The 18,023-nt window shown below is 74.8% G+C and carries 16 protein-coding genes; 8 read left to right on the forward strand and 8 right to left on the reverse strand.

Features of this window, described 5'->3' with window-relative positions; translation table 11 throughout:
* Positions 1-523: 523 nt before the first annotated feature.
* Both JNW98_RS22785 and JNW98_RS22790 read left to right on the forward strand, forming a co-directional pair.
* On the forward strand, positions 524-2,332 hold the full coding sequence (locus tag JNW98_RS22785) for an ABC transporter ATP-binding protein (protein ID WP_223770168.1): 1,809 nt from the start codon (positions 524-526) through the stop codon (positions 2,330-2,332).
* Positions 2,329-3,195, forward strand: coding sequence for an ECF transporter S component (locus tag JNW98_RS22790; protein ID WP_223770132.1), 867 nt, complete (start codon positions 2,329-2,331; stop codon positions 3,193-3,195). Before JNW98_RS22785 ends, JNW98_RS22790 begins: the two co-directional genes overlap by 4 nt.
* 40 nt (positions 3,196-3,235) lie before the next feature.
* Here the strand turns inward: JNW98_RS22790 and JNW98_RS22795 are convergent, their stop codons facing one another.
* On the reverse strand, positions 3,236-3,748 hold the full coding sequence (locus JNW98_RS22795) for a GNAT family N-acetyltransferase (RefSeq protein WP_223770133.1): 513 nt from the start codon (positions 3,746-3,748) through the stop codon (positions 3,236-3,238).
* 241 nt (positions 3,749-3,989) lie between these two features.
* On the opposite strand from JNW98_RS22795, the gene JNW98_RS22800 reads away from it, so the two are divergent.
* Positions 3,990-4,409: an aggregation-promoting factor C-terminal-like domain-containing protein gene (locus JNW98_RS22800; protein ID WP_223770134.1), complete on the forward strand. Its 420-nt coding sequence runs from the start codon at positions 3,990-3,992 to the stop codon at positions 4,407-4,409.
* Between the two features lie 81 nt (positions 4,410-4,490).
* Here the strand turns inward: JNW98_RS22800 and JNW98_RS22805 are convergent, their stop codons facing one another.
* Positions 4,491-5,489 (reverse strand): Lrp/AsnC family transcriptional regulator, encoded by a 999-nt coding sequence (locus JNW98_RS22805; protein ID WP_223770135.1) that lies wholly within the window; start codon positions 5,487-5,489, stop codon positions 4,491-4,493.
* Between the two features lie 127 nt (positions 5,490-5,616).
* On the opposite strand from JNW98_RS22805, the gene JNW98_RS22810 reads away from it, so the two are divergent.
* Positions 5,617-7,083, forward strand: coding sequence for an MFS transporter (locus JNW98_RS22810; RefSeq protein ID WP_223770136.1), 1,467 nt, complete (start codon positions 5,617-5,619; stop codon positions 7,081-7,083).
* On the opposite strand, the gene JNW98_RS22815 is transcribed toward JNW98_RS22810, so the two are convergent.
* Positions 7,028-7,507: an ankyrin repeat domain-containing protein gene (locus JNW98_RS22815; protein WP_223770137.1), complete on the reverse strand. Its 480-nt coding sequence runs from the start codon at positions 7,505-7,507 to the stop codon at positions 7,028-7,030. The two genes, JNW98_RS22810 and JNW98_RS22815, sit on opposite strands and share 56 nt — an antisense overlap.
* A 122-nt stretch (positions 7,508-7,629) precedes the next feature.
* On the reverse strand, positions 7,630-7,992 hold the full coding sequence (locus JNW98_RS22820; RefSeq protein ID WP_223770138.1) for a DUF6086 family protein: 363 nt from the start codon (positions 7,990-7,992) through the stop codon (positions 7,630-7,632).
* 445 nt (positions 7,993-8,437) lie between these two features.
* Between JNW98_RS22820 and JNW98_RS22825 the strand changes: the two genes are divergently transcribed.
* Genes JNW98_RS22825 through JNW98_RS22835 form a run of 3 tightly spaced genes read left to right on the forward strand, consistent with a single transcriptional unit; the run spans position 8,438 to position 10,318 of the window.
* The gene (locus tag JNW98_RS22825) at positions 8,438-9,070 is read left to right on the forward strand and encodes a DUF6230 family protein (protein ID WP_223770139.1); all 633 of its coding nucleotides are present in this window, start codon (positions 8,438-8,440) and stop codon (positions 9,068-9,070) included.
* 1 nt (position 9,071) lies between these two features.
* Positions 9,072-9,608: a DUF6114 domain-containing protein gene (locus tag JNW98_RS22830; RefSeq protein WP_223770140.1), complete on the forward strand. Its 537-nt coding sequence runs from the start codon at positions 9,072-9,074 to the stop codon at positions 9,606-9,608.
* Positions 9,605-10,318: a hypothetical protein gene (locus JNW98_RS22835; protein ID WP_223770141.1), complete on the forward strand. Its 714-nt coding sequence runs from the start codon at positions 9,605-9,607 to the stop codon at positions 10,316-10,318. The genes JNW98_RS22830 and JNW98_RS22835 overlap by 4 nt, the downstream gene beginning before the upstream one ends.
* On the opposite strand, the gene JNW98_RS22840 is transcribed toward JNW98_RS22835, so the two are convergent.
* Both JNW98_RS22840 and JNW98_RS22845 read right to left on the reverse strand, forming a co-directional pair.
* Positions 10,295-10,885, reverse strand: coding sequence for a nuclear transport factor 2 family protein (locus JNW98_RS22840; protein ID WP_308015652.1), 591 nt, complete (start codon positions 10,883-10,885; stop codon positions 10,295-10,297). The genes JNW98_RS22835 and JNW98_RS22840 overlap by 24 nt on opposite strands.
* A gap of 130 nt (positions 10,886-11,015) precedes the next feature.
* The gene (locus JNW98_RS22845) at positions 11,016-13,052 is read right to left on the reverse strand and encodes a bifunctional glycosyltransferase 87/phosphatase PAP2 family protein (RefSeq protein ID WP_223770142.1); all 2,037 of its coding nucleotides are present in this window, start codon (positions 13,050-13,052) and stop codon (positions 11,016-11,018) included.
* Positions 13,053-13,419: 367 nt separating this feature from the next.
* Here JNW98_RS22845 and JNW98_RS22850 point away from each other — a divergent pair, with 367 nt between their 5' ends.
* Entirely contained in the window at positions 13,420-14,031 is a 612-nt protein-coding gene (locus JNW98_RS22850) for a GNAT family N-acetyltransferase (RefSeq protein ID WP_223770143.1), read from the forward strand.
* A 73-nt stretch (positions 14,032-14,104) separates the two neighbouring features.
* Here JNW98_RS22850 and JNW98_RS22855 read toward each other — a convergent pair whose 3' ends face one another.
* Together JNW98_RS22855 and JNW98_RS22860 are read right to left on the reverse strand one after the other, a co-directional pair.
* Positions 14,105-16,216, reverse strand: coding sequence for an MFS transporter (locus tag JNW98_RS22855; RefSeq protein ID WP_223770144.1), 2,112 nt, complete (start codon positions 16,214-16,216; stop codon positions 14,105-14,107).
* Between the two features lie 258 nt (positions 16,217-16,474).
* The gene (locus JNW98_RS22860; RefSeq protein WP_223770145.1) at positions 16,475-17,785 is read right to left on the reverse strand and encodes an alpha/beta hydrolase family protein; all 1,311 of its coding nucleotides are present in this window, start codon (positions 17,783-17,785) and stop codon (positions 16,475-16,477) included.
* Positions 17,786-18,023: the final 238 nt, after the last annotated feature.

The raw sequence follows: 18,023 nt of genomic DNA on the forward strand, positions 1-18,023 counted from the left end.
GCCGCCCCGCCCGGGGCGCGGCAGCGACGGCCGCCGGGCGCGGCGGCGCGTCCCCGCGCCGGAACCGCCCGGCACCGGACGGCGACCGGCCCGGCACCTGCGGAACCCCGCCTCCCGCCCCCGGCCGGTCGACCCCGAGCCCTGCGGACCCCGACCGCCGGCCGGGGCCCACCCCCGGGCTTCCCGCACCGGAGCCGGACCGCCACGCACCGACCCCCGACCGGCACGCGCACGCCCCGAGCCGACCGCAGGCGGCCTCGAACCGTCCCGCACCGTACGGGGAGGGCTCCCCTACGGACCACGCCGGCCCCACACCGGACGGCGACCGGCCCACACCGGACGGCGACCGGCCCGCCCTGGACGGCGACCGGCCCGCCCTGGACGGCGACCGGCCCGCCCCTTACGGGAACCCGTCCCGCGCCCCCGGCCGGTCGACCACCGGCGCGGAGCCCCCCAGGGGACGCCCCCACGGCACGCCCACCCCCGACGCACCCACCGCAGCACCCCTAAGGAGCCGCACCCGGTGATCCGCTTCGAGCAGGTGACGGTGACGTATCACGACGCCGCCGCCCCGACCCTCCGGGATCTCGATCTGACCGTTCCCGAAGGGGAGTTGTGCCTGCTGGTCGGGCCGTCCGGGGTCGGCAAGTCGACGTTGCTGGGCGCGGTGAGCGGGCTGGTGCCGCACTTCACCGGGGGGACGCTGCGCGGCCGCGTCACCGTCGACGGGCGCGACACCCGGACCCACCGGCCGCGTGAACTCGCGGACGTCGTCGGCACGGTGGGGCAGGACCCGCTCGCGCACTTCGTGACCGACACGGTCGAGGAGGAACTGGCGTACGGCATGGAGTCGTTGGGGCTGCCCGCCGACACCATGCGCCGCCGCGTCGAGGAGACCCTCGACCTGCTCGGTCTGGCCGACCTCCGGGACCGCGCCCTGCGCACCCTCTCCGGCGGGCAGCAGCAGCGCGTGGCCATCGGTTCGGTGCTCACGACGCACCCGCGGGTGCTGGTGCTGGACGAGCCGACGTCCGCCCTCGACCCGGCCGCCGCCGAGGAGGTCCTCGCGGTGCTCCAGCGGCTCGTGCACGACCTGGGCACCACCGTGCTGCTGGCCGAGCACCGGCTGGAACGGGTGGTGCAGTACGCGGACCGGGTGGTGCTGCTGCCCGGTCCGGGCGAGCCGCCCGTCGCCGGCCCGCCAGGCGAGGTGATGGCCGTCTCCCCCGTGCACCCGCCCGTCGTCGCCCTCGGCCGGCTCGCCGGCTGGTCGCCGCCGCCGCTGACCGTGCGCGACGCCCGGCGCGCCGCCGCGCCGCTCCGCGCCCGCCTCGCGGACGTCCCGCCGCCGGCCGCGTCCGCCTCAGCCATCCCACCAGTCGCGGCCGCGCCCCGAAGCGGGCTGTTCCGCCGCTTCCGGCGCACCGCCCCGGCCGGGCCCCCGCCCGGCACCCCGGCCGCCGAGGTGACCGGCCTGGCCGTCCGGCACGGCCGGGTCGACGCCCTGCGCGGGGTGGACCTCACCGTCCGGCCGGGCGAGACGATCGCCCTCATGGGCCGCAACGGCGCCGGCAAGTCCACGCTCCTGCGCACCCTCGTCGGCATGCACGAACCGGCCCGCGGCACGGTCGCCGTCGGCGGCGCCGCGCCGCACCGCACCGGCCCGCGCGAGCTGCTGCGGCACGTCGGCCTCGTCCCGCAGGAACCCCGCGACCTGCTCTGCGCCGACACGGTCGGGGCCGAGTGCGCCGCCGCCGACCGCGACGCCGACGCCGCGCCGGGCACCTGCCGCGACCTGGTCTCCGGCCTGCTCCCCGGCGTCCCCGACGACGCCCACCCGCGCGACCTGTCCGAGGGCCAGCGGCTCGCACTCGCCCTCGCCGTCGTCCTCGCCGCCCGGCCACCGCTGCTGCTCCTCGACGAGCCGACGCGCGGCCTGGACTACGCGGCGAAGGCCCGCCTGGTGGAGATCCTGCGCGGCCTGGCGGCCGAGGGCCACGCGATCGTCCTGGCCACCCACGACGTGGAACTGGCCGCCGAGCTGGCCCACCGCGTCGTCGTCCTGGCGGAGGGCGAGATCGTCGCCGACGGACCGACGGCCGACGTCGTCGTCGCCTCCCCGGCCTTCGCGCCGCAGGTGGCGAAGGTGCTGGCGCCGCTGCCGTGGCTCACCGTCGCGCAGGTGCGGGACGCGCTGGGGGCGGGGGCGGCGGGGGCGGCCCTTACGGGATCGGCCCCCTCCGGGACGGACCCTACGGGGCCGGGCACGCCAGGGCCGGGCACGCCAGGGGCGCCCCCTGAGGGACCGGACGCACCAGGGGAGCCCTCGTGACGGCGGCACCCCAGCCGCCCGTGACGGCACAAGCACGCGCCGTCCGCATCGGCCGCCGCTCGGCCGCCGCGCTGCTGCTCCTGACGGTCGCGGGCGTCATGGCGTTCGGCTGGCCGCTGCTGGCGGCCCCGTCGTCCGGGCTGGCGCACTCGCGCGACGCCCCCTGGCTGTTCGCGGCGCTGCTGCCGCTGCTCCTCGCCGTCGTCGTGGCGACCATCGCCGACACCGGCCTGGACGCCAAGGCCGTCGCCATGCTCGGCGTCCTCGCGGCGGCGGGCGCGGCGCTGCGCCCGTTGGGAGCGGGGACGGCCGGGATCGAACCGATGTTCTTCCTGATGGTGCTGGCGGGACGGGTACTGGGCCCGGGCTTCGGGTTCGTCCTCGGGGCGCTGTCGATGTTCGCGTCGGCGCTGCTGACCGGCGGGGTCGGGCCGTGGATGCCGTTCCAGATGCTGGCCATGGGCTGGGTGTCCATGGGCGCGGGCCTGCTGCCGGGCGCGGACCGGCTGCGGGGCCGCCGCGAGCTGCTGATGCTGGCGGCGTACGGCGCGGTGGCGTCGGTCGGCTACGGCACGGTCATGAACCTCCAGGGCTGGCCCTACATCGCCGGCCTGGGCACGGGCGTCTCCTTCGTCCCCGGCGACCCGCTCGGCGACAACCTGGCCCGCTTCGCCGCGTACTGCCTCACCACGTCCCTGGGCTGGGACCTGCCGCGCGCGGTGGTCACCCTGGCCGCCACGCTGCTGCTGGGCCCGGCGGTGCTCAAGGCGCTGCGCCGGGCGACCCGCCGGGCGGCGTTCGCGGCGCCGGTGGCGTTCGAGGGGCCGGCGGCGTTCGAGGGCCCGGCGGAGGAACGCGCGTAAAACGGGGGAGGAACGCGCGTAAAACGAGGGGACAGCGGCCTCACGCCGTCGCCGCCCCCGCCACGGCCACCGCCTCCGCCGCGGGCAGACCCAGCGGGAACACCAGTTCCGGCCGGTCCCACGCGACCGCCGGCGGCGCCGCGGGCAGCGTCCCCATCGGCACGGCCCCCACCGACCGGTAGAAGCCCTCGGCCGGCGGGTGCGAGACGACGCGCACCCAGGTCAGACCGGCGGCCCGGGCCCGTTCCCTCATGTGGGTGACGAGGGCCCGGCCCACCCCGAGCCCCTGCGCCGCGTCGGCCACGAACATCAGGTCCAGCTCCCGCGGGTCGAGGAGGAGCGCGTAGAAGCCCAGCAGCCCGCCGCGGCCGACGGAGGGGTCCTCGGCCACGGCGGCGTGGACCTCATGGGCTGCGATGTAGTCCGGGCCCACCGTGTACCGCTCGACCATCGGCGCGTACCGGCCGCGGTACGCGCGGGAGGAGCGCACCAGCCGGGTGAGGGCGCGCGCGTCCGAGGGCTCGGCACGCCGTATGGCGTAAGAGATGTTCACAAGTCGAGGGTATTACCAACCCGTGAGGGCCCCCACGTGACCCGGCCCACAAACGACCCTCTTTCGTAGCGACCGCTCCAACTCCCCGCGCCCCGCCGGCGAACGCTCCCGGCCGTCTCCGCCCCGGCCTAGTAATCAGCGGTCGTTGCGCCACCCCGGAACCGTCCCGCAGGTTGGTTGAGCCGCCAGGGACCGCACGGTCCGGCGGCGCTGTCCTGCACCCGACGGAAGGTTCCCCTCCGTGACGTTCTCGACCATCAGCCGCTTCGCCTCCCGCAAGCTGACCGCCGGCGCCGGTGCCGCCGTGGCCCTGGCCGCCGCGGGTGCCGTGTTCGCCTCCGGTCCGGCCCAGGCCGCGACCGCCGCGCCGCAGGCCGCCGCGCAGGAGACCGCCCGGCAGATGATCAAGGATGAGGGCCAGTTCCAGTGCTTCAGCAAGATCGTCGAGCATGAGAGCGGCTGGAACCCCACCGCCACCAACCCGTCCAGCGGCGCCTACGGCCTGGTCCAGGCCCTCCCGGCGTCGAAGATGGCCACGGCCGGCGCCGACTGGCAGACCAACCCCGCCACCCAGATCAAGTGGGGCCTGGACTACATGAAGGACCGCTACGGCAGCCCCTGCGGCGCCTGGTCCTACTGGCAGGCCCACAAGTCGTACTGACCGGCGGCTCATGCTGACGGCGGTGGCCGCCCTTCCCGTACGGGGAGGGCGGCCACCGCCGTTTTCCGTACTCACCCGCCCTCACCAGGGCCGTACGGTCCCGACGCCCTTGACCGTGCGCAGCACGGGCGTGCTCTCCAGCCCGGCGACCGCGTCGAGGGCGAGCCGCCGCGTGAGGTAGCGGTGCAGGGCCGCCGGGTCCGGGCACAGGACGTTGGCCAGGAGATTGGTCGGCCCGGTCGTGGCCCCGACGAAGGCCGCCTCCTCGTGGCCGGCGAGGGTCCTGGCCACCTCGTCGAGGCGGGCGGGCGGGACGGACATCCACAGCAGCGCCCTCGTCGTGACGCCCAGCGCCGCGTCGTCCATGTCCACGTCGAGGAAGAGCGCGCCGCGGGCCCGGAGGTCGGCGACGCGCCGGGCGGCGGTGGCCGCCGACCACCCGGTGGCCGCGGCGAGCTCGGCGTACCCGGCCCGGCCGTCCGCGGCGAGGGCCGCCGGCAGCCGGCGGTCGCCGGCGGACAGGGTCACGGGCTCGCCCCCGTCCCCGTCCCCGGAAGGGGGCAGGGCCGCGCGGAGGGCCTCCTCCTGCTCCCCGGTCAGCGCCCCGGCCCGGCCGCGCCAGGCGGTGGGCCCGCCGAAGTAGGTGTGGAGCACGCAGTACGCCGAGACGGCCGTGACACCGGCCGTCCGCGGGACGTCCCGCAGCAGCAGCCGGTGCGGGTCCCCCGCCCCGGACGGGTCCGCCGCCGACGAGACCACCGCGATGATCTCCGTACCGCCGGACGCGAGGTGCACGAACGAGGTGTCCGGCCGGGCGGCCAGCGCACGGGCGATGCCCTGCGCCGCCCCCGGCACCGCGGTCAGCCGGACCAGCCACTGCTGCCTGCGCGTCCGGTCCGGGACCGGCAGCCCCACGACGCGCAGCCCGACGAGGGTCCGCAGCCGCTGGTAGCGCCGGGCGACCGTCTGCGGCGACCCGCCGACGACGGCGGCGATCCGGGCGAACGGCGCCCTCCCGTCGACGTGCAGGGCGTGGATGACGGCCCGGTCGAGCGCGTCGAGGACGGTCGTTTCTCTCACCACGGCCCCTTCGTTGGCAGGAATCGACGGATCCCGGCCGCTTCATGGAAGCACGGCTGCCAGGCCACGCAGGCTCGTTTTCCGACCGATGGCGCCTGCCGCCCCACCCGATCGCCGTGGAGCCCCGATGACCGACCTCACCACCCCCTCGACAGCGGCCCCGCCCGGTACCACCGGCCCCGGCACCGCCCCCGGGCACCCGCGCCGCCGGGCCGCCCTCGCCGTCCTGCTGGCCGCCGAGGCGATGAACCTCCTGGACGCGACGGTCGTCCACGTCGCCGCCCCCGTCATCCACGCGAGCCTGGGCGGCCCGCTCGGCACGGTGCAGTGGTTCAGCGCCGCGTACACCCTCCCCTTCGCCGTCCTGCTGATCACCGGCGGCCGGCTCGCGGACGCCGTCGGCCGCCGGCGCGTCTTCCGGCTCGGGGTCGCGGGCTTCGCGCTCGCGTCGGTGCTGTGCGCGCTGGCCCCCACGGCCGGGGCGCTGATCGCCGCGCGGGCGGCGCAGGGCGCGGCGGCAGCGGCGGTGATCCCGCAGACCGTCGGGCTGATCCGGGCGATGTTCCGCGGCCCGGAGGCGGGCCGGGCCCTGGGCACCATCGGCCCGGTGATGGGCCTGGCCGCCGTCTGCGGCCCCGTCCTCGGCGGCCTGCTGACTCACGCCGACCTGCTGGGCACGTCGTGGCGCGCGGTGTTCCTGGTCAACGTCCCGCCGTCCGTCGCCGTGCTGCTGGGCAGCCGGCTGCTGCCCGAGGACCGCGCGCCCCGCCCGCCGCGTCCGGACGTCCTGGGAACCGTCCTGGCCGCGCTCGGCACGGGACTGGTCGTCCACCCGCTCATCGAGGCGGACGCGGCCGGGCCGCGCCCCCGGACCTGGGCCTCCCTCGCCGCCGGACTCGCCGTCCTGACCGCCTTCGGCGCCCAGCAGCGCCGCAGGGCCCGCGCCGGCCGGAGCCCGCTGGTCGAGCCCGGCCTGTTCCGCGGCCGCTCGTTCCCGGCCGCGCTGCTGACCTCGGCGCTCTTCTTCTCGGTGACGACCGGGCTCATGATGGTCGCGGTCCTGCACCTCCAGCTCGGCCCGGGCACCGGGACGCTCACCGCCGGCCTCACGGTGCTCCCGTGGTCCGTCGGCCTCGCGGTGTCCTCCTGGCTCGCCGGGGCGCGGCTGGTGCCGCGGTACGGCCCGCGGCTGATGTTCGCCGGACTGGCGTTGGCGGCGGCGGGCACGCTGGCGGCGGCGGCCGTCTACCACCTCGCCCCTCCCGCCGCCTACCCGTGGCCGCTCCTGGGCGCCTTCGCGGTGATGGGACTGGGCTTCGGCACCTTCACCGTCCCCTACTTCTCCGCCGCCCTCGCGAACGTCCGCCCCCAGGAGACCGGTTCGGCGGCCGGCCTGCTCAACTCCGTCCAGCAACTGGGCGGCACCCTCGGCGTCGCCCTGCTCGGCACGCTCTTCCTCCACACCCGCCACGACACCCCGTCCGCGACCCCGGCGGCGGCCCGGCTCGCCTTCGCGGCGGGAGGGGGGCTGATCGCGGTCACGGCGGTGGCGGCGTTGACGATGACGGCGGGCCGGGGGCGGGAACGGGCATAGCCGGCGGTGCCGTCACCCCCGCCTCAACCAGAACCCGGACGGTCTCCTCATGGCCCCCGTGCAGGGCCCAGTCGAGCGGCGCCCAGCCCGTGCCGTCCTCCTCCCGCAGCCCCGGATCGGCGCCGTGCGCGAGCAGCAGCCGCACGGTCCCGACGTGCCCCCAGCAGGCGGCGGCACACAGCGGCGTCCCCTCGGAACCGGCCCCCGCACTCTCGGCATCGGGCGCGGCCCCGGCCTCCAGCAGGAGGCGGACGAGCTCGGTGTGGCCGTTGACGGCGGCGGCGTACAACGCCGTCATCCCGTCCCCGTCGGCGGCCCCGGGATCCGCCCCACCCCGCAACAGCGCCCGAACCCGCGCGGCCTCCTCACACATCACCGCCGCGACCAGCCACTTGCCCGACTTCTTCCGCCGTCGTCTGTTCACGCGGGGAGGCTACGCGGCCGCCCGACGCGCACCAACCGGGTTTCCGCGCCGGGCGGCGCGCCACCCCTTGTCCGATCACCAAGAACCGTCACGCCGCCGGGCTTCCCCACCCGGCCATGCCCTCAAGGCGCCCAAAGGCGCACGTTCATGCCGGCGACTTCGGCGAGGTAACGCCGCTCCTCTTCCGATCGCCCCGCGAGAGAGACACCGCAGCGCTCCAACAAGGCGACGGAAATGGGCAGTACGCCGTCCAGCAGCCGGTGGACGAGGTCGTCCTGGCGCGCTATGCGGTAGGCCAGCATTCTTTTGACGAACAGCTCGAAGGCGGGAACGTCGATCTTGTACCACTCCCCCGGGATGGCGATCAGCCCCGTGGAGCGCCCCAGCGCCACGCCGGCGGCTTCGGCCATGCCGCTGTAGAGAGCACCCAGCTTGAGGTCCGGCATCCAGACGGTGGTGTCACCGACGTCGAACAGGTAGCTCAACTCACTCACCTCTTTCGTGGCATGACGTCTGCGCTCGATCACCTGGCGCCGCGCTCAGCGGCGACACCCATCCTGCGGAGCCCCTCCGGCCCGGCGCCACCGCAATTCCGCTCCGGTGGAACCCGGGCGCGCTGCCGGACAGGGAGCGGCCCCAACGCCCTTACCCCGAGCCGGAATCAGCCCGCACCCGGCCCCTTGTCAGTGCCCGGCGGCGGACTTACTCTCGGGTACACCTTGCGGGACGGCGAGTTCGTCCCCCGCGCGTCCGTCGTGTCGCGCCTGGCGCGGCGGGGGCCTCCATGGACCGCGCGCAGCACGTACGCCAGCACATACCAACGCACTTCGCACCTCGCACCTCTGCCACCACGCGGGCATCGCGGCCGGCACGGGCACGCAAGGCACTCCGGCAGCGCTGTCGCACCGCCCACCGAGGGGACGACGCAGCATGAAGGACACTCAGGGAAGACAGGTGACGGGCCGGGTCAGATGGCGCAAATTCGCCGTTCTGGCCGTTCCCGGGTTCGCGGTCACGGGCGCGCTGGCCGTGGCGCTCGCGCAGGGCGCGCTGGCCGCCTCGTTCGCAGTGTCGGGACAGGAGTTCAAGGTCTCTGCGAAGACCATGACGGGTGAGGGGTTCGCGCAGTACGGCGGGCTGGACTACAACCTGCGCAACGGCGAGGACCACCCCTTCCCCGTGGCCGTGACCGCCCTGAAGAAGGCGAAGATCAATGGGCTGTGCCAGTCCGTGGTGACACACATCCCCATCGTCGGGACCTTCTCGCTGAACATCTCGGCCGGCAACGACCCGAACAAGCCAGTGGAGGCCAAGGACCTGGTCCTGGACGTCACCCAGCTCGAAGGCGACGCCGAGTTCGACAACATCGAGATCGGCCGCGACGCCTCCACGCTGGACAAGGGCCCGGTGACGGCACAGGGCATGCAGGACCTGTTCGCCCAGCAGGCCGACAAGGTCACCATCAAGGACGTCAAGCAGGTCGCGTACGCGACCACCGCCGCGAAGTTCAAACTCTCCGGACTGAGCCTCAAACTCCACGCGGGCAAGTCGGAGTGCTTCTGACGTGCACGTGACGCCCGGCACCGAGGCACGCCGTCATCCCTGGCGGGCCTGGCGGAAGTGGCGCAAGGGCCGTCCCTTCTGGGGCGGGCTGCTCAGCACCCTCGCGGGGGTTGAGATCTGCGCCATTCCGCTGGGGCCGCTGAAGATCATGCTGGTCCAGGGGATCACCGGCATCCTGTCGATCCTGATGGGGCTGGTGATGGTCATGATGGGGCTGAGCGCCTGGTTCGCCCCCTCGTACCGGATGTTCGCCGGGATCGTCACCGTCATGTGCGCCGCGGCCGCGCTGGTGCTCTCCAACCTCGGCGGGTTTCTGCTGGGCACCCTGCTCGGCGTCATCGGCGGCAGCATGGTCTTCGCCTGGCAGCCGCATCCGCCACCACCGCCGCCGTCGGCGGAGCCGGAGGACGGGCTCGACGAGCGCGGCGGGCCCGACGAGCCCGCGTCGGACACTCCGGCCCCACCCGCCGCACCCCCACGCGTCCCCCTTCGCAAAGTCCCCCACGCACCACACCTCCCACCGAAGGAGCCGCAATGACCGCACCGCTCCCCCGACCCCGCCCCCGTACCCTCCTCGCCCTCGGCGCCGGCTTGTCGATGGCCGCCGCGCTCGCCCTCACCGGCGCCGGAACCGCCACGGCCGGGACGGCGTCGGCCGCCGAAGCCGGCTCCACCACCGTCACCACCGCCGGCCACTCCTTCGCCGCGACGCTCAACGGCAAGGCGACGTTCAAGGCCGGTTCCGTCACCGTCACGTGTACGGTCTCCGGCTCCGCGCCCGCGGCCGGCAGCGCCAACAACCGGATCCCCGACGCCCCGGGCAACCACAACGCGTCGGGACCGGTCACCAACGACATCAACCCGCCCACGTTCAGCAGTTGCACGACCAGCATGCCGGGCGTGAGAGCCGCCGTGGAGACCTCCGGTACCTGGACCGTCTCGATGCAGAACGGCGACCCGATCGTCGCCACGCTGGGCATGCCGGCCGCCGGCTTCAAGCTCACCACGAGCGGCCTGGCGACCTGCTCCGTCACGGCCGCGCCCACCGGGCCGGCGACCCTGCCGGCCGTGTTCACCAACGGCGACGCCGACAACCCGTCGCAGCTCACGCTCACCAGCGCCCCGGCGCCGGTGAAGGTCGAAGGCGGCTTCGGCTGCCCGACGGCCGCCAAGACGTCCGCGTTCAGCGCGGTCTACGACGTCACGGACGTGACCGACCCGGCGTCACGCGTCCTCGTCGGCGAGTGACCCATACCCCGAACCGGCCTGCCCCGACCCGCCGTGCCCCCGCCCGCCGCGCCCCCGTCGGCGGGCGGGGGCCGGCTCCGCGCACGCCTCGGCGATCGCGGCGGTGTCCCAGTAGAACGGGCGGACGCGGGCGATCCGCCCGTCCCGCACCTCGATCGTCTGGACGATCGGGAACTCCAGCTCCCGCCCGGTCGCCCGGGCCCGGGCGCGGATCCGGCTGTGGACGACGACCGTGTCGCCGTCGACGCCGAGGAACCGCTGGTCCAGGATGTCGAACCGCTCCCAGGCCAGGCTCATCGCCAGGAAGAACCGGGCCATCCCGTCGTGCCGGTGCCAGGTCCCGCCGTACGGAAGGGAGTCGGCCTGGTGCAGCACCACGTCGTCCGCGAAGTAGGGGGCGAGGAGGTCGAACGAGGCGGCGCCGGGCCCGCCCGCGGCGAGGTAGCGGGACTCGGCCTCGTACATGCCCTTGAGGACGGACAGGGGGTCGGTGGGGAACGGGTCGGCGGGGAACGGGTCGGCGGGGAACGGGTCGGCGGGGAGCGGGTTCGTCACGGATGTCGTCATGCCGCCAGCCTCGCCCGGCCGGAACCGGACCGCTGGCGGCCGTCGGACGTCGACCTGCCCGGGAGCCGTCGGACATGGACCTGCCCGGGGAGCCGTCGGACGTCGGCCTCCCGCCCCCCTTGGCGGAGCGTCAGCCGACCCGCGCCGCCGGTGCCGGTTCCGGCGCGTCGCTGCCGCTGCGGGCCGCGGGGATCCGGGCGAGCGCCGTGCGGCCGGGGCCGGTCAGCGCGTACTGGATGCCGAACCCGCTGGCCACGACGAACGCACCGCCGCACGCGTCGAGGACGTAGTGGTTGGCCGTGCCGATGATCACCAGGAAGGTCAGCATCGGGTAGACCATCCCCAGCGCCTTCATCCACACCTTCGGCGCCACCACGGCGATCATGACACCGCACCACAGCGACCAGCCGATGTGCAGCGAGGGCATCGCCGCGTACTGGTTGGACAGTTCGGTGAGCGCGCCGAAGTCGGGGTTGGACAGGTCCTGCGGGCCGTTCGCCGTGTCGACGAAGCCGCGGCCCGGCATCAGGCGCGGCGGCGCCAGCGGATATGCCCAGAAGCCGACGAGCGCCAGCAGCGTGGCCAGCGCGAGGGCCGTGCGGGCCCACCGGTAGGTGGCCGGGCGGCGTACGTACAAGAAGGCCAGCAGGGACAGCGGCACCAGGAAGTGGAAGGTGCCGTAGTAGTAGTTCATGCTGTCCTTGAGCCAGCCGACACCCGCCACGAAGTGGTTGAAGCCGTGCTCGAAGTCGATGTGCAGGAACTCCTCGGCACCGATGATCTGCCGGCCGTGCGACTCGGCGAGGGCCCGCTCCTCGGGGGCGCTGCCCCGGATGTACGAGTAGACGAAGTACCCCACCCGTATCAGCATCAACTCCAGCAGCAGGTTGGGGCGGTCGAGCGGCCGCTTCCAGAAGCGCAGCAGCGGCACCCACCCGAACCGGCCGCGCTGCGGCTCGGCGACCGGGGTCGGCACCGGCCGGTCCCACAGCGCCGACGCGCGGGTCAGGAACGGCACCGCGCAGGCGGCGGCGAGCGCGGCGAGCAGCGGCGCGTTGTCGCCGATCGGGACGAGGACGGGGTTGTCCGGGACGAGGATCGTGTGGTTCAGCGTCATGACCAGCACGACGAGGACGGGCCACATCAGCCGGTCGGCGCGCCGCTTGCCGACGCGTCCGGCGATGGCCAGCAGGATCCACAGCTGCTGGTGCTGCCAGGCGGTGGGCGAGACGGCGACCGCCACGCAGCCGGTCATGGCGGTGGCGAGCAGCGGCTGCCCGTCGCGGGCGTAGTGCGCGGCCCGGCGCAGGCCGAGCACGGCGACGGCGGCGGCCAGCACCCCGTACAGCGCGATCTCCAGCGGGCCGCGCAGGTGGAGGCGGAGCAGCAGGCCGTGGAGTGACTGGTTGGTCAGGCCGTCGGGCCGGTCGCCGAGGCCGGCGCCGGCGATGTGGTGGACCCAGTACGTCCAGGAGTCGTCGGGTGCCGCCGCCCAGGCCAGGGCGGTGGCCGCGGCGAACGTCGCGCCGGCGGTGACGGCCGCGCGGCGGCGGCCGGTCAGCCACAGCAGCGGCGCGAAGAGGAGGACGGCGGGCTGCAGGGCCGCCGCGACGCCGACGAGGACGCCGCTCGCCCGGCCCGAACCCTGGGCGAGCCGCGGCAGGCAGCAGGCCAGGAGGACGAGCAGGACGGGGATGATGCTGGTCTGGCCGAGGCTGAAGGTGCTGCGGACCGGCAGGGAGAGCACGGTGAGGCTCACCGCGACGGGGGCGGCGAGGAGGGTGGTCCGGCGGGAGAGCGGCCCGGGGAGCGCGCGGGCGGCGACCAGGGCGAGGGCGACGACGAGCAGCAGCGTGGCGAGCGTCCAGCCGATGCCGAGGCTGCGCTCGGCGGCGTTGGTCAGCGGTCTGAGCACCAGGCCGCCGACCGGGGTGCCGGTGAACCGGTCGTCCTCGTAGAAGCCACCGCGCGTCCGCAGGACGCCGTGCTCTCCTATCCACGTGGCGAGGTCGGTGAACCGGCGGTCCGGTGGCCGCCGCAGCACCACCGCCGCCTGACGCACGGCCAGGAACCCGGCGATCAGCCAGAGGGCCGCCCCCAGGGCCACGACGGACCGCGAACCCGCCCGCGACGGACCGGCCGTTCCGCTCCGTTCTGCTTCCACCACGCCTTGCCGCTCCTCCGGTCGCCCCGCTCCGTCATCCTCGTCCGGCTCTTTGAGACCTTACTGAGTCCCGCCGAACAACCGCAGGTCGCCCCCAGGTCACCTCAAAGCCTTCTCCCGTGGCCGGAATGCGTCGCGGGCGGGACGCGTGCGGGACGGGGACGCGCGGCCGGGGGTGGCCGGGGGCCGTCGCGGGCACGCACCGGGCTCGGCTCGGGGCGAGCCTCGCCCATACGGGTGCACCCTTACGACGCCCGGGTGGTGGCCCTGTCGGGGTACGGGCGGGGGCCGGCCCTTAGGGGGAGGGGCGGCCGCGCCCGCACGGAAAACCCCGAGCGCCGCCCCGAGCCCGGATGTCACCCTCCCCTCCATGACGACCACGCGCCCCACTCCGGGAACCACCCCGGGAACCACCCCAGGAACCGCCCCAGGTGCCACCCCCGGCACCGCCGTCCGTGCCACCGCCGTCCGCGACAGCCCCCTCATCACCGTCGCCCCGCACCCCGTCGCCTCCCCCGAGGCCGCGCTCCTCCTCCGCGCGTACCTGACCGACGTCGCGGACCGCTGGTATGTGCTGCACCACGGCCGTACCACCACCCCCGAGGAGATCGAGCGGCACCTCGCCGAGGACCCGAGCGACGACCTCGCCCCGCCCGACGGCGTCTTCCTGCTGGCCCGCCGCGGGGACGAACCGGCGGCCTGCGCGGGAGTGCGGCGGCTCGACGCCCGTACCGCCGAGCTCAAGCGGATGTACGTCCTGCCCGCGCACCGCGGCCGGGGGCTGGGGGCCGCGCTGCTCGCGGCCGTCGCGGAGGCGGCGCGCGGCTGGGGCGCGGAACGGGTGGTGCTGGAGACGCGCCGCGACCTGACCGAGGCCCGGACGCTGTACGCCCGGCACGGCTACACCCCCATCGAGCCCTATGTGCGTGGCCCTTACGCCGAGGTGTGGCTGGGGAAGGAACTGGAGCGCCCCCACCCGTAGGGGACGGCCCCCCTTAGGGGGCACCCCCCGGGCGCCGACCACCCGGGGCGCCAACCGCCAGGGGCACCGACCGTCAAGGATGCCGGTGATCGGCCAGGGCGTGCTGCCGGTGTCCGTCGTGCGGCTGCTCCGCGTCCGAGCCGCACAGTTCGCCGCAGAGCTCGTGGACGAGCGCGTCGAGGTCCGTGGGCCGGTCCGGCGTCCACCAGTCGCCGAGCAGCTCCGCGAGCGACTCCTCCCGCGCCCGGAAGAGGAGTTCGGCCTGCTCCCGGCCCACCTCCGTGAGGAAGACCCGGAGCCCCTCGCGCCGCACCAGATGGCGCGATTCGAGCTGGCGGACGGCGTCGGTGACGACGCGCAGCGGGACGTCGACGCGTTCGGCGAGCGCGGCCGGCTCGGCGAACCCGTACCGCCGGGTGCGCAGCAGCAGCCAGCTCGCGGCGGGGTGCAGGTCGAGCCCGGCGCGTGCGGTGATGCGCTCGTAGACCCGCTTCTGACCCTCGCGGCTGCCGAGCACCGACAGGGCCCGGGCCACCTCGTCGTGCGAGGAGCGTTCGACGGGGTTGCTGGAGACGACCTCGCTGTGGTCGGGGGCGGTCACGCCGGCGCGCAGCGGCTCCTCGCGCAGGAACCAGGCGAGGACGAAGGCGGCGATGCCGGCGGGGACGGCGTAGAGGAAGACGTCGGTGATGGAGTCCGAGTACGCGGCGAGGACGCCGCCCTTGGCGGCGGCGGGCAGCCGGTCGACGGCGCGCGGGTCGGCGGTGAGCGTGCCGGGTCCGACGCCGGGCGGCAGCGGGACCCCGGCGAGGGCGTCGGTGATGCGCGGGGCGAGCTTGTTGCTGAAGATCGTGCCGAACACGGAGACGCCGAACGACGCGCCGATCGACCGGAAGAAGGTGGCGCCGGAGGTGGCGACGCCGAGGTTCTCGTAGGCGACGGAGTTCTGCACGATGAGGACGAGCACCTGCATCACCAGGCCGAGTCCGAAGCCGAACACGAAGAAGCAGACGCTCATCGCGGTGGTGCTGGTGGACGGCTGGAACTGGTGCAGGAGCAGCAGGCCGACGCACATCACGGCGGTGCCGGCGATCGGGAAGACCTTGTAGCGGCCGGTGCGGCTGACGATCTGCCCGGACGCGGTGGAGGAGATCAGCATGCCCGCGACCATGGGCAGCATGTGGACGCCGGAGAGCGTCGGCGAGACGCCGTGCACGACCTGGAGGAACGTCGGCAGGTAGGTCATCGAGCCGAACATCGCGAAGCCGACGACGAAGCCGATCACCGAGCAGAGCGTGAAGGTGTGGTTCCGGAACAGCCCTAGGGGCAGTACGGGTTCGGCGGCCCGCCGTTCGACGAGGACGAACGGAACCAGGAGGAGCACCCCGAGCACCCCGAGCCCGATGATCTGCCAGGACGACCAGGGGTAGCTGACGCCACCCAGCGAGGTCATCAGCACCAGGCAGGTGGCCACGCCCGCGATGAGGAAGGTGCCGAGGTAGTCGATGCGGTGCGGGGTGCGGCGGACGGGGATGTGCAGCACGGCCGCGATGACGGCGAGCGCGACGATGCCCACGGGGACGTTGATGTAGAACACCCAGCGCCAGCTGAGGTGGTCGACGAACAGCCCGCCGAGCAGCGGGCCCAGCACGCTCGTCCCGCCGAAGACCGCGCCGAACAGGCCCTGGTAGCGGCCGCGTTCGCGGGGCGGGACGATGTCGCCGACGATCGCCATGGACAGCACCATGAGGCCGCCGCCGCCCAGGCCCTGGACGGCCCGGAAGGCGATCAGCTCCGGCATGTTCTGCGCGATGCCGCAGAGCACCGAGCCGACCAGGAAGATCACGATGGCGGTCTGGAAGAGCTTCTTCCGGCCGTACTGGTCGCCGAGCTTGCCCCACAGCGGGGTGGCCGCGGTGGAGGCGAGCATGTAGGCGGTGACCACCCACGACAGGTGCTCCAGGCCGCCGAGCTCGCTGACGATGGTGGGCAGGGCGGTGGACACGATCGTCTGGTCGAGCGCCGCGAGCAGCATGCCCAGCAGCAGGGCCCCGATCGCGAGCCGGACGGTACGGGCGGGGTGCTCCTCGCCCGGGGCGGGGGCCGCGGCGGTCGCGGCGCCCGAGGTGACCGGCGTACTCGGGGTGCCCGGGGGTTTCGGGGTGCCCGGGGTCTCCTGGGACATGGCAGCGCCTCCTCGGGGACGGGGTCCGGGGTGCGGACCGGTTCCGGCGCGTCGCCTTCCCATCGTCGTCCGGATGGCCGCCCGGGGCCCGCCGAGCCGGGCCGTCACAGCCGCCCGGCCGGCCCCGCACGCCCCCGCTGACCTGGGGCGTTGGCGCGAATGGCGGGACTTTTTGTATCTTTGAGAAACAAAGTGGTTCCGCCCGCACTCCCTGACCGGCGGGCGGAACCGCTTGTTCTCTCCCGTGCCCCCTAAGGGCTACTTCTTACGGGCCGAGGCCGGGTCCTTGTGAGCCGAGCCCGGAACCCCGCCCTCCTCCTGCTTCAGGAACGCGACCTCCGGGAAATCGGCCGAGGGGCCGTCGAGCAGCTTGCCGGGGGCGTTGCGCAGCTGCTTGTCGAAGAAGGCGACGAGGTACGCCCGGGTGAGCGCGTTGGCACGGCCGCTGGACAGCGTGCCGAACGCGCCGGCCGCGTCCTCCGGGGGCACGCCCTCCGGCAGGCCCACCTGGTCGGCGAGCCAGTGCATGTCCGTGAAGGTCATGTGGCCGCCCTTGGCCACGTCCAGCCAGCGCTTCCAGCCGGTCATCTGCTTCCAGGCGGGGCTCCAGGTGTCCATGGGGCCGTTGAGGTCACCGGCGCGGGCCGCGCCGAGCAGCAGCACCGGCTTCTTGACGCCGCCGGCGGGCGGCTCGGTGAAGAAGTCGCCGTCCATGTCGGCGGCGGCGGACACCCGGGCGTCCTGCCCCAGCACCTCCACCGCGCTCGCGCCGCCGATGGAGTGCCCGGCCAGGCCGATCCGGGCGCGGTCGATCCGCAGGCCCGGGACGACCGGGGTGTCGGCGGCGAGCCGGTCGAGGACGAAGCGGAGGTCCTTGGCGCGGTTGCGGACCACCGCACCGTTGTCGCGCTCCTCGGGGCCGCAGATGGCGCACTGCTCGATGCGGCCGCCCGGGAACTCCACGGCGGTCTCGTAGGTGTGGTCGACACCGGCCACCACGTAGCCGCGGCTCGCCAGCTCCTCGGCGACGGAGGTGAGCGACGCCCGGCTCTGCCCGAAGCCCGGCGACAGCACGACGAGCGGCCGGGCCCCGCCGGAGGCCGGCGCGGCGTCGACGACGCCGTGGGTGCGCACGGTGCTCAGCTTGGTGTTGCCGTACAGCGCCTCGGAGAGCTTCGGCGAGACGTACGGCGCCGTGGTGCCGCGGCCGGACGCCGCCGGGTACCAGACCGAGACCATCAGCTCGCGCTTCCCGGCGGACGGCTTCCAGGGGTCCGTCCGGGCCTCGTCGACCAGGCGCAGGGTCTTCTCCCCGATCGGCTGCCGGACGGTGGGGGCGGGTACCTCGGGGGCGGCGGCCCTGCCCTTGACCGGCGCGGCGGCGGCGCCCTGAGCAGGCTGAGCGGCCGGGGCCGCGGCGGCGACAGCGGGTATCTGGGTGGCGGCGAGCGCGGCGAGCAGGGTCGCGGCGGCGACGGCGCCCGTCCGGCCGCGGCGGGAACGAACGGGGTGGTGTTCGGGGTGATGGGCGGGGTGATGGGCGGGGCGGCGTGCGGAATTCTTCGGCATGCCCGTCACGGTAGGAACCCCTTGAGGGCCGGGCATCGGCCGAGGGGAGGACGGCACGACCCTTGGGAGCCCTACCGGGTGACGGCTCGTCAGCCGCAGGAAGGATGTAAGGGCCACCGATCGGCGGGGGTGCGGTCGGCTCGTCAGCATGTAAGGGGCACCCCCAAGGGGCGACTTCCGGCCACCGCCCGGCCCGTCCGCCGTACGGCTTTCAGGTGACGGCAGGGCACGGCTCCCC

Source organism: Streptomyces huiliensis (assembly GCF_020037025.1).
GTDB classification, from domain to species: Bacteria; Actinomycetota; Actinomycetes; order Streptomycetales; family Streptomycetaceae; genus Streptomyces; species Streptomyces huiliensis.

Coding starts and splice junctions, on each gene's coding strand:
- JNW98_RS22860 (WP_223770145.1), bottom strand. CDS start 17,785: ATGCCGAAGAATTCCGCACGCCGCCCCGCCCATCACCCCGCCCATCAC.
- JNW98_RS22855 (WP_223770144.1), bottom strand. CDS start 16,216: ATGTCCCAGGAGACCCCGGGCACCCCGAAACCCCCGGGCACCCCGAGT.
- JNW98_RS22850 (WP_223770143.1), top strand. CDS start 13,420: ATGACGACCACGCGCCCCACTCCGGGAACCACCCCGGGAACCACCCCA.
- JNW98_RS22835 (WP_223770141.1), top strand. CDS start 9,605: ATGACCGCACCGCTCCCCCGACCCCGCCCCCGTACCCTCCTCGCCCTC.
- JNW98_RS22810 (WP_223770136.1), top strand. CDS start 5,617: ATGACCGACCTCACCACCCCCTCGACAGCGGCCCCGCCCGGTACCACC.
- JNW98_RS22840 (WP_308015652.1), bottom strand. CDS start 10,885: ATGACGACATCCGTGACGAACCCGCTCCCCGCCGACCCGTTCCCCGCC.
- JNW98_RS22825 (WP_223770139.1), top strand. CDS start 8,438: ATGAAGGACACTCAGGGAAGACAGGTGACGGGCCGGGTCAGATGGCGC.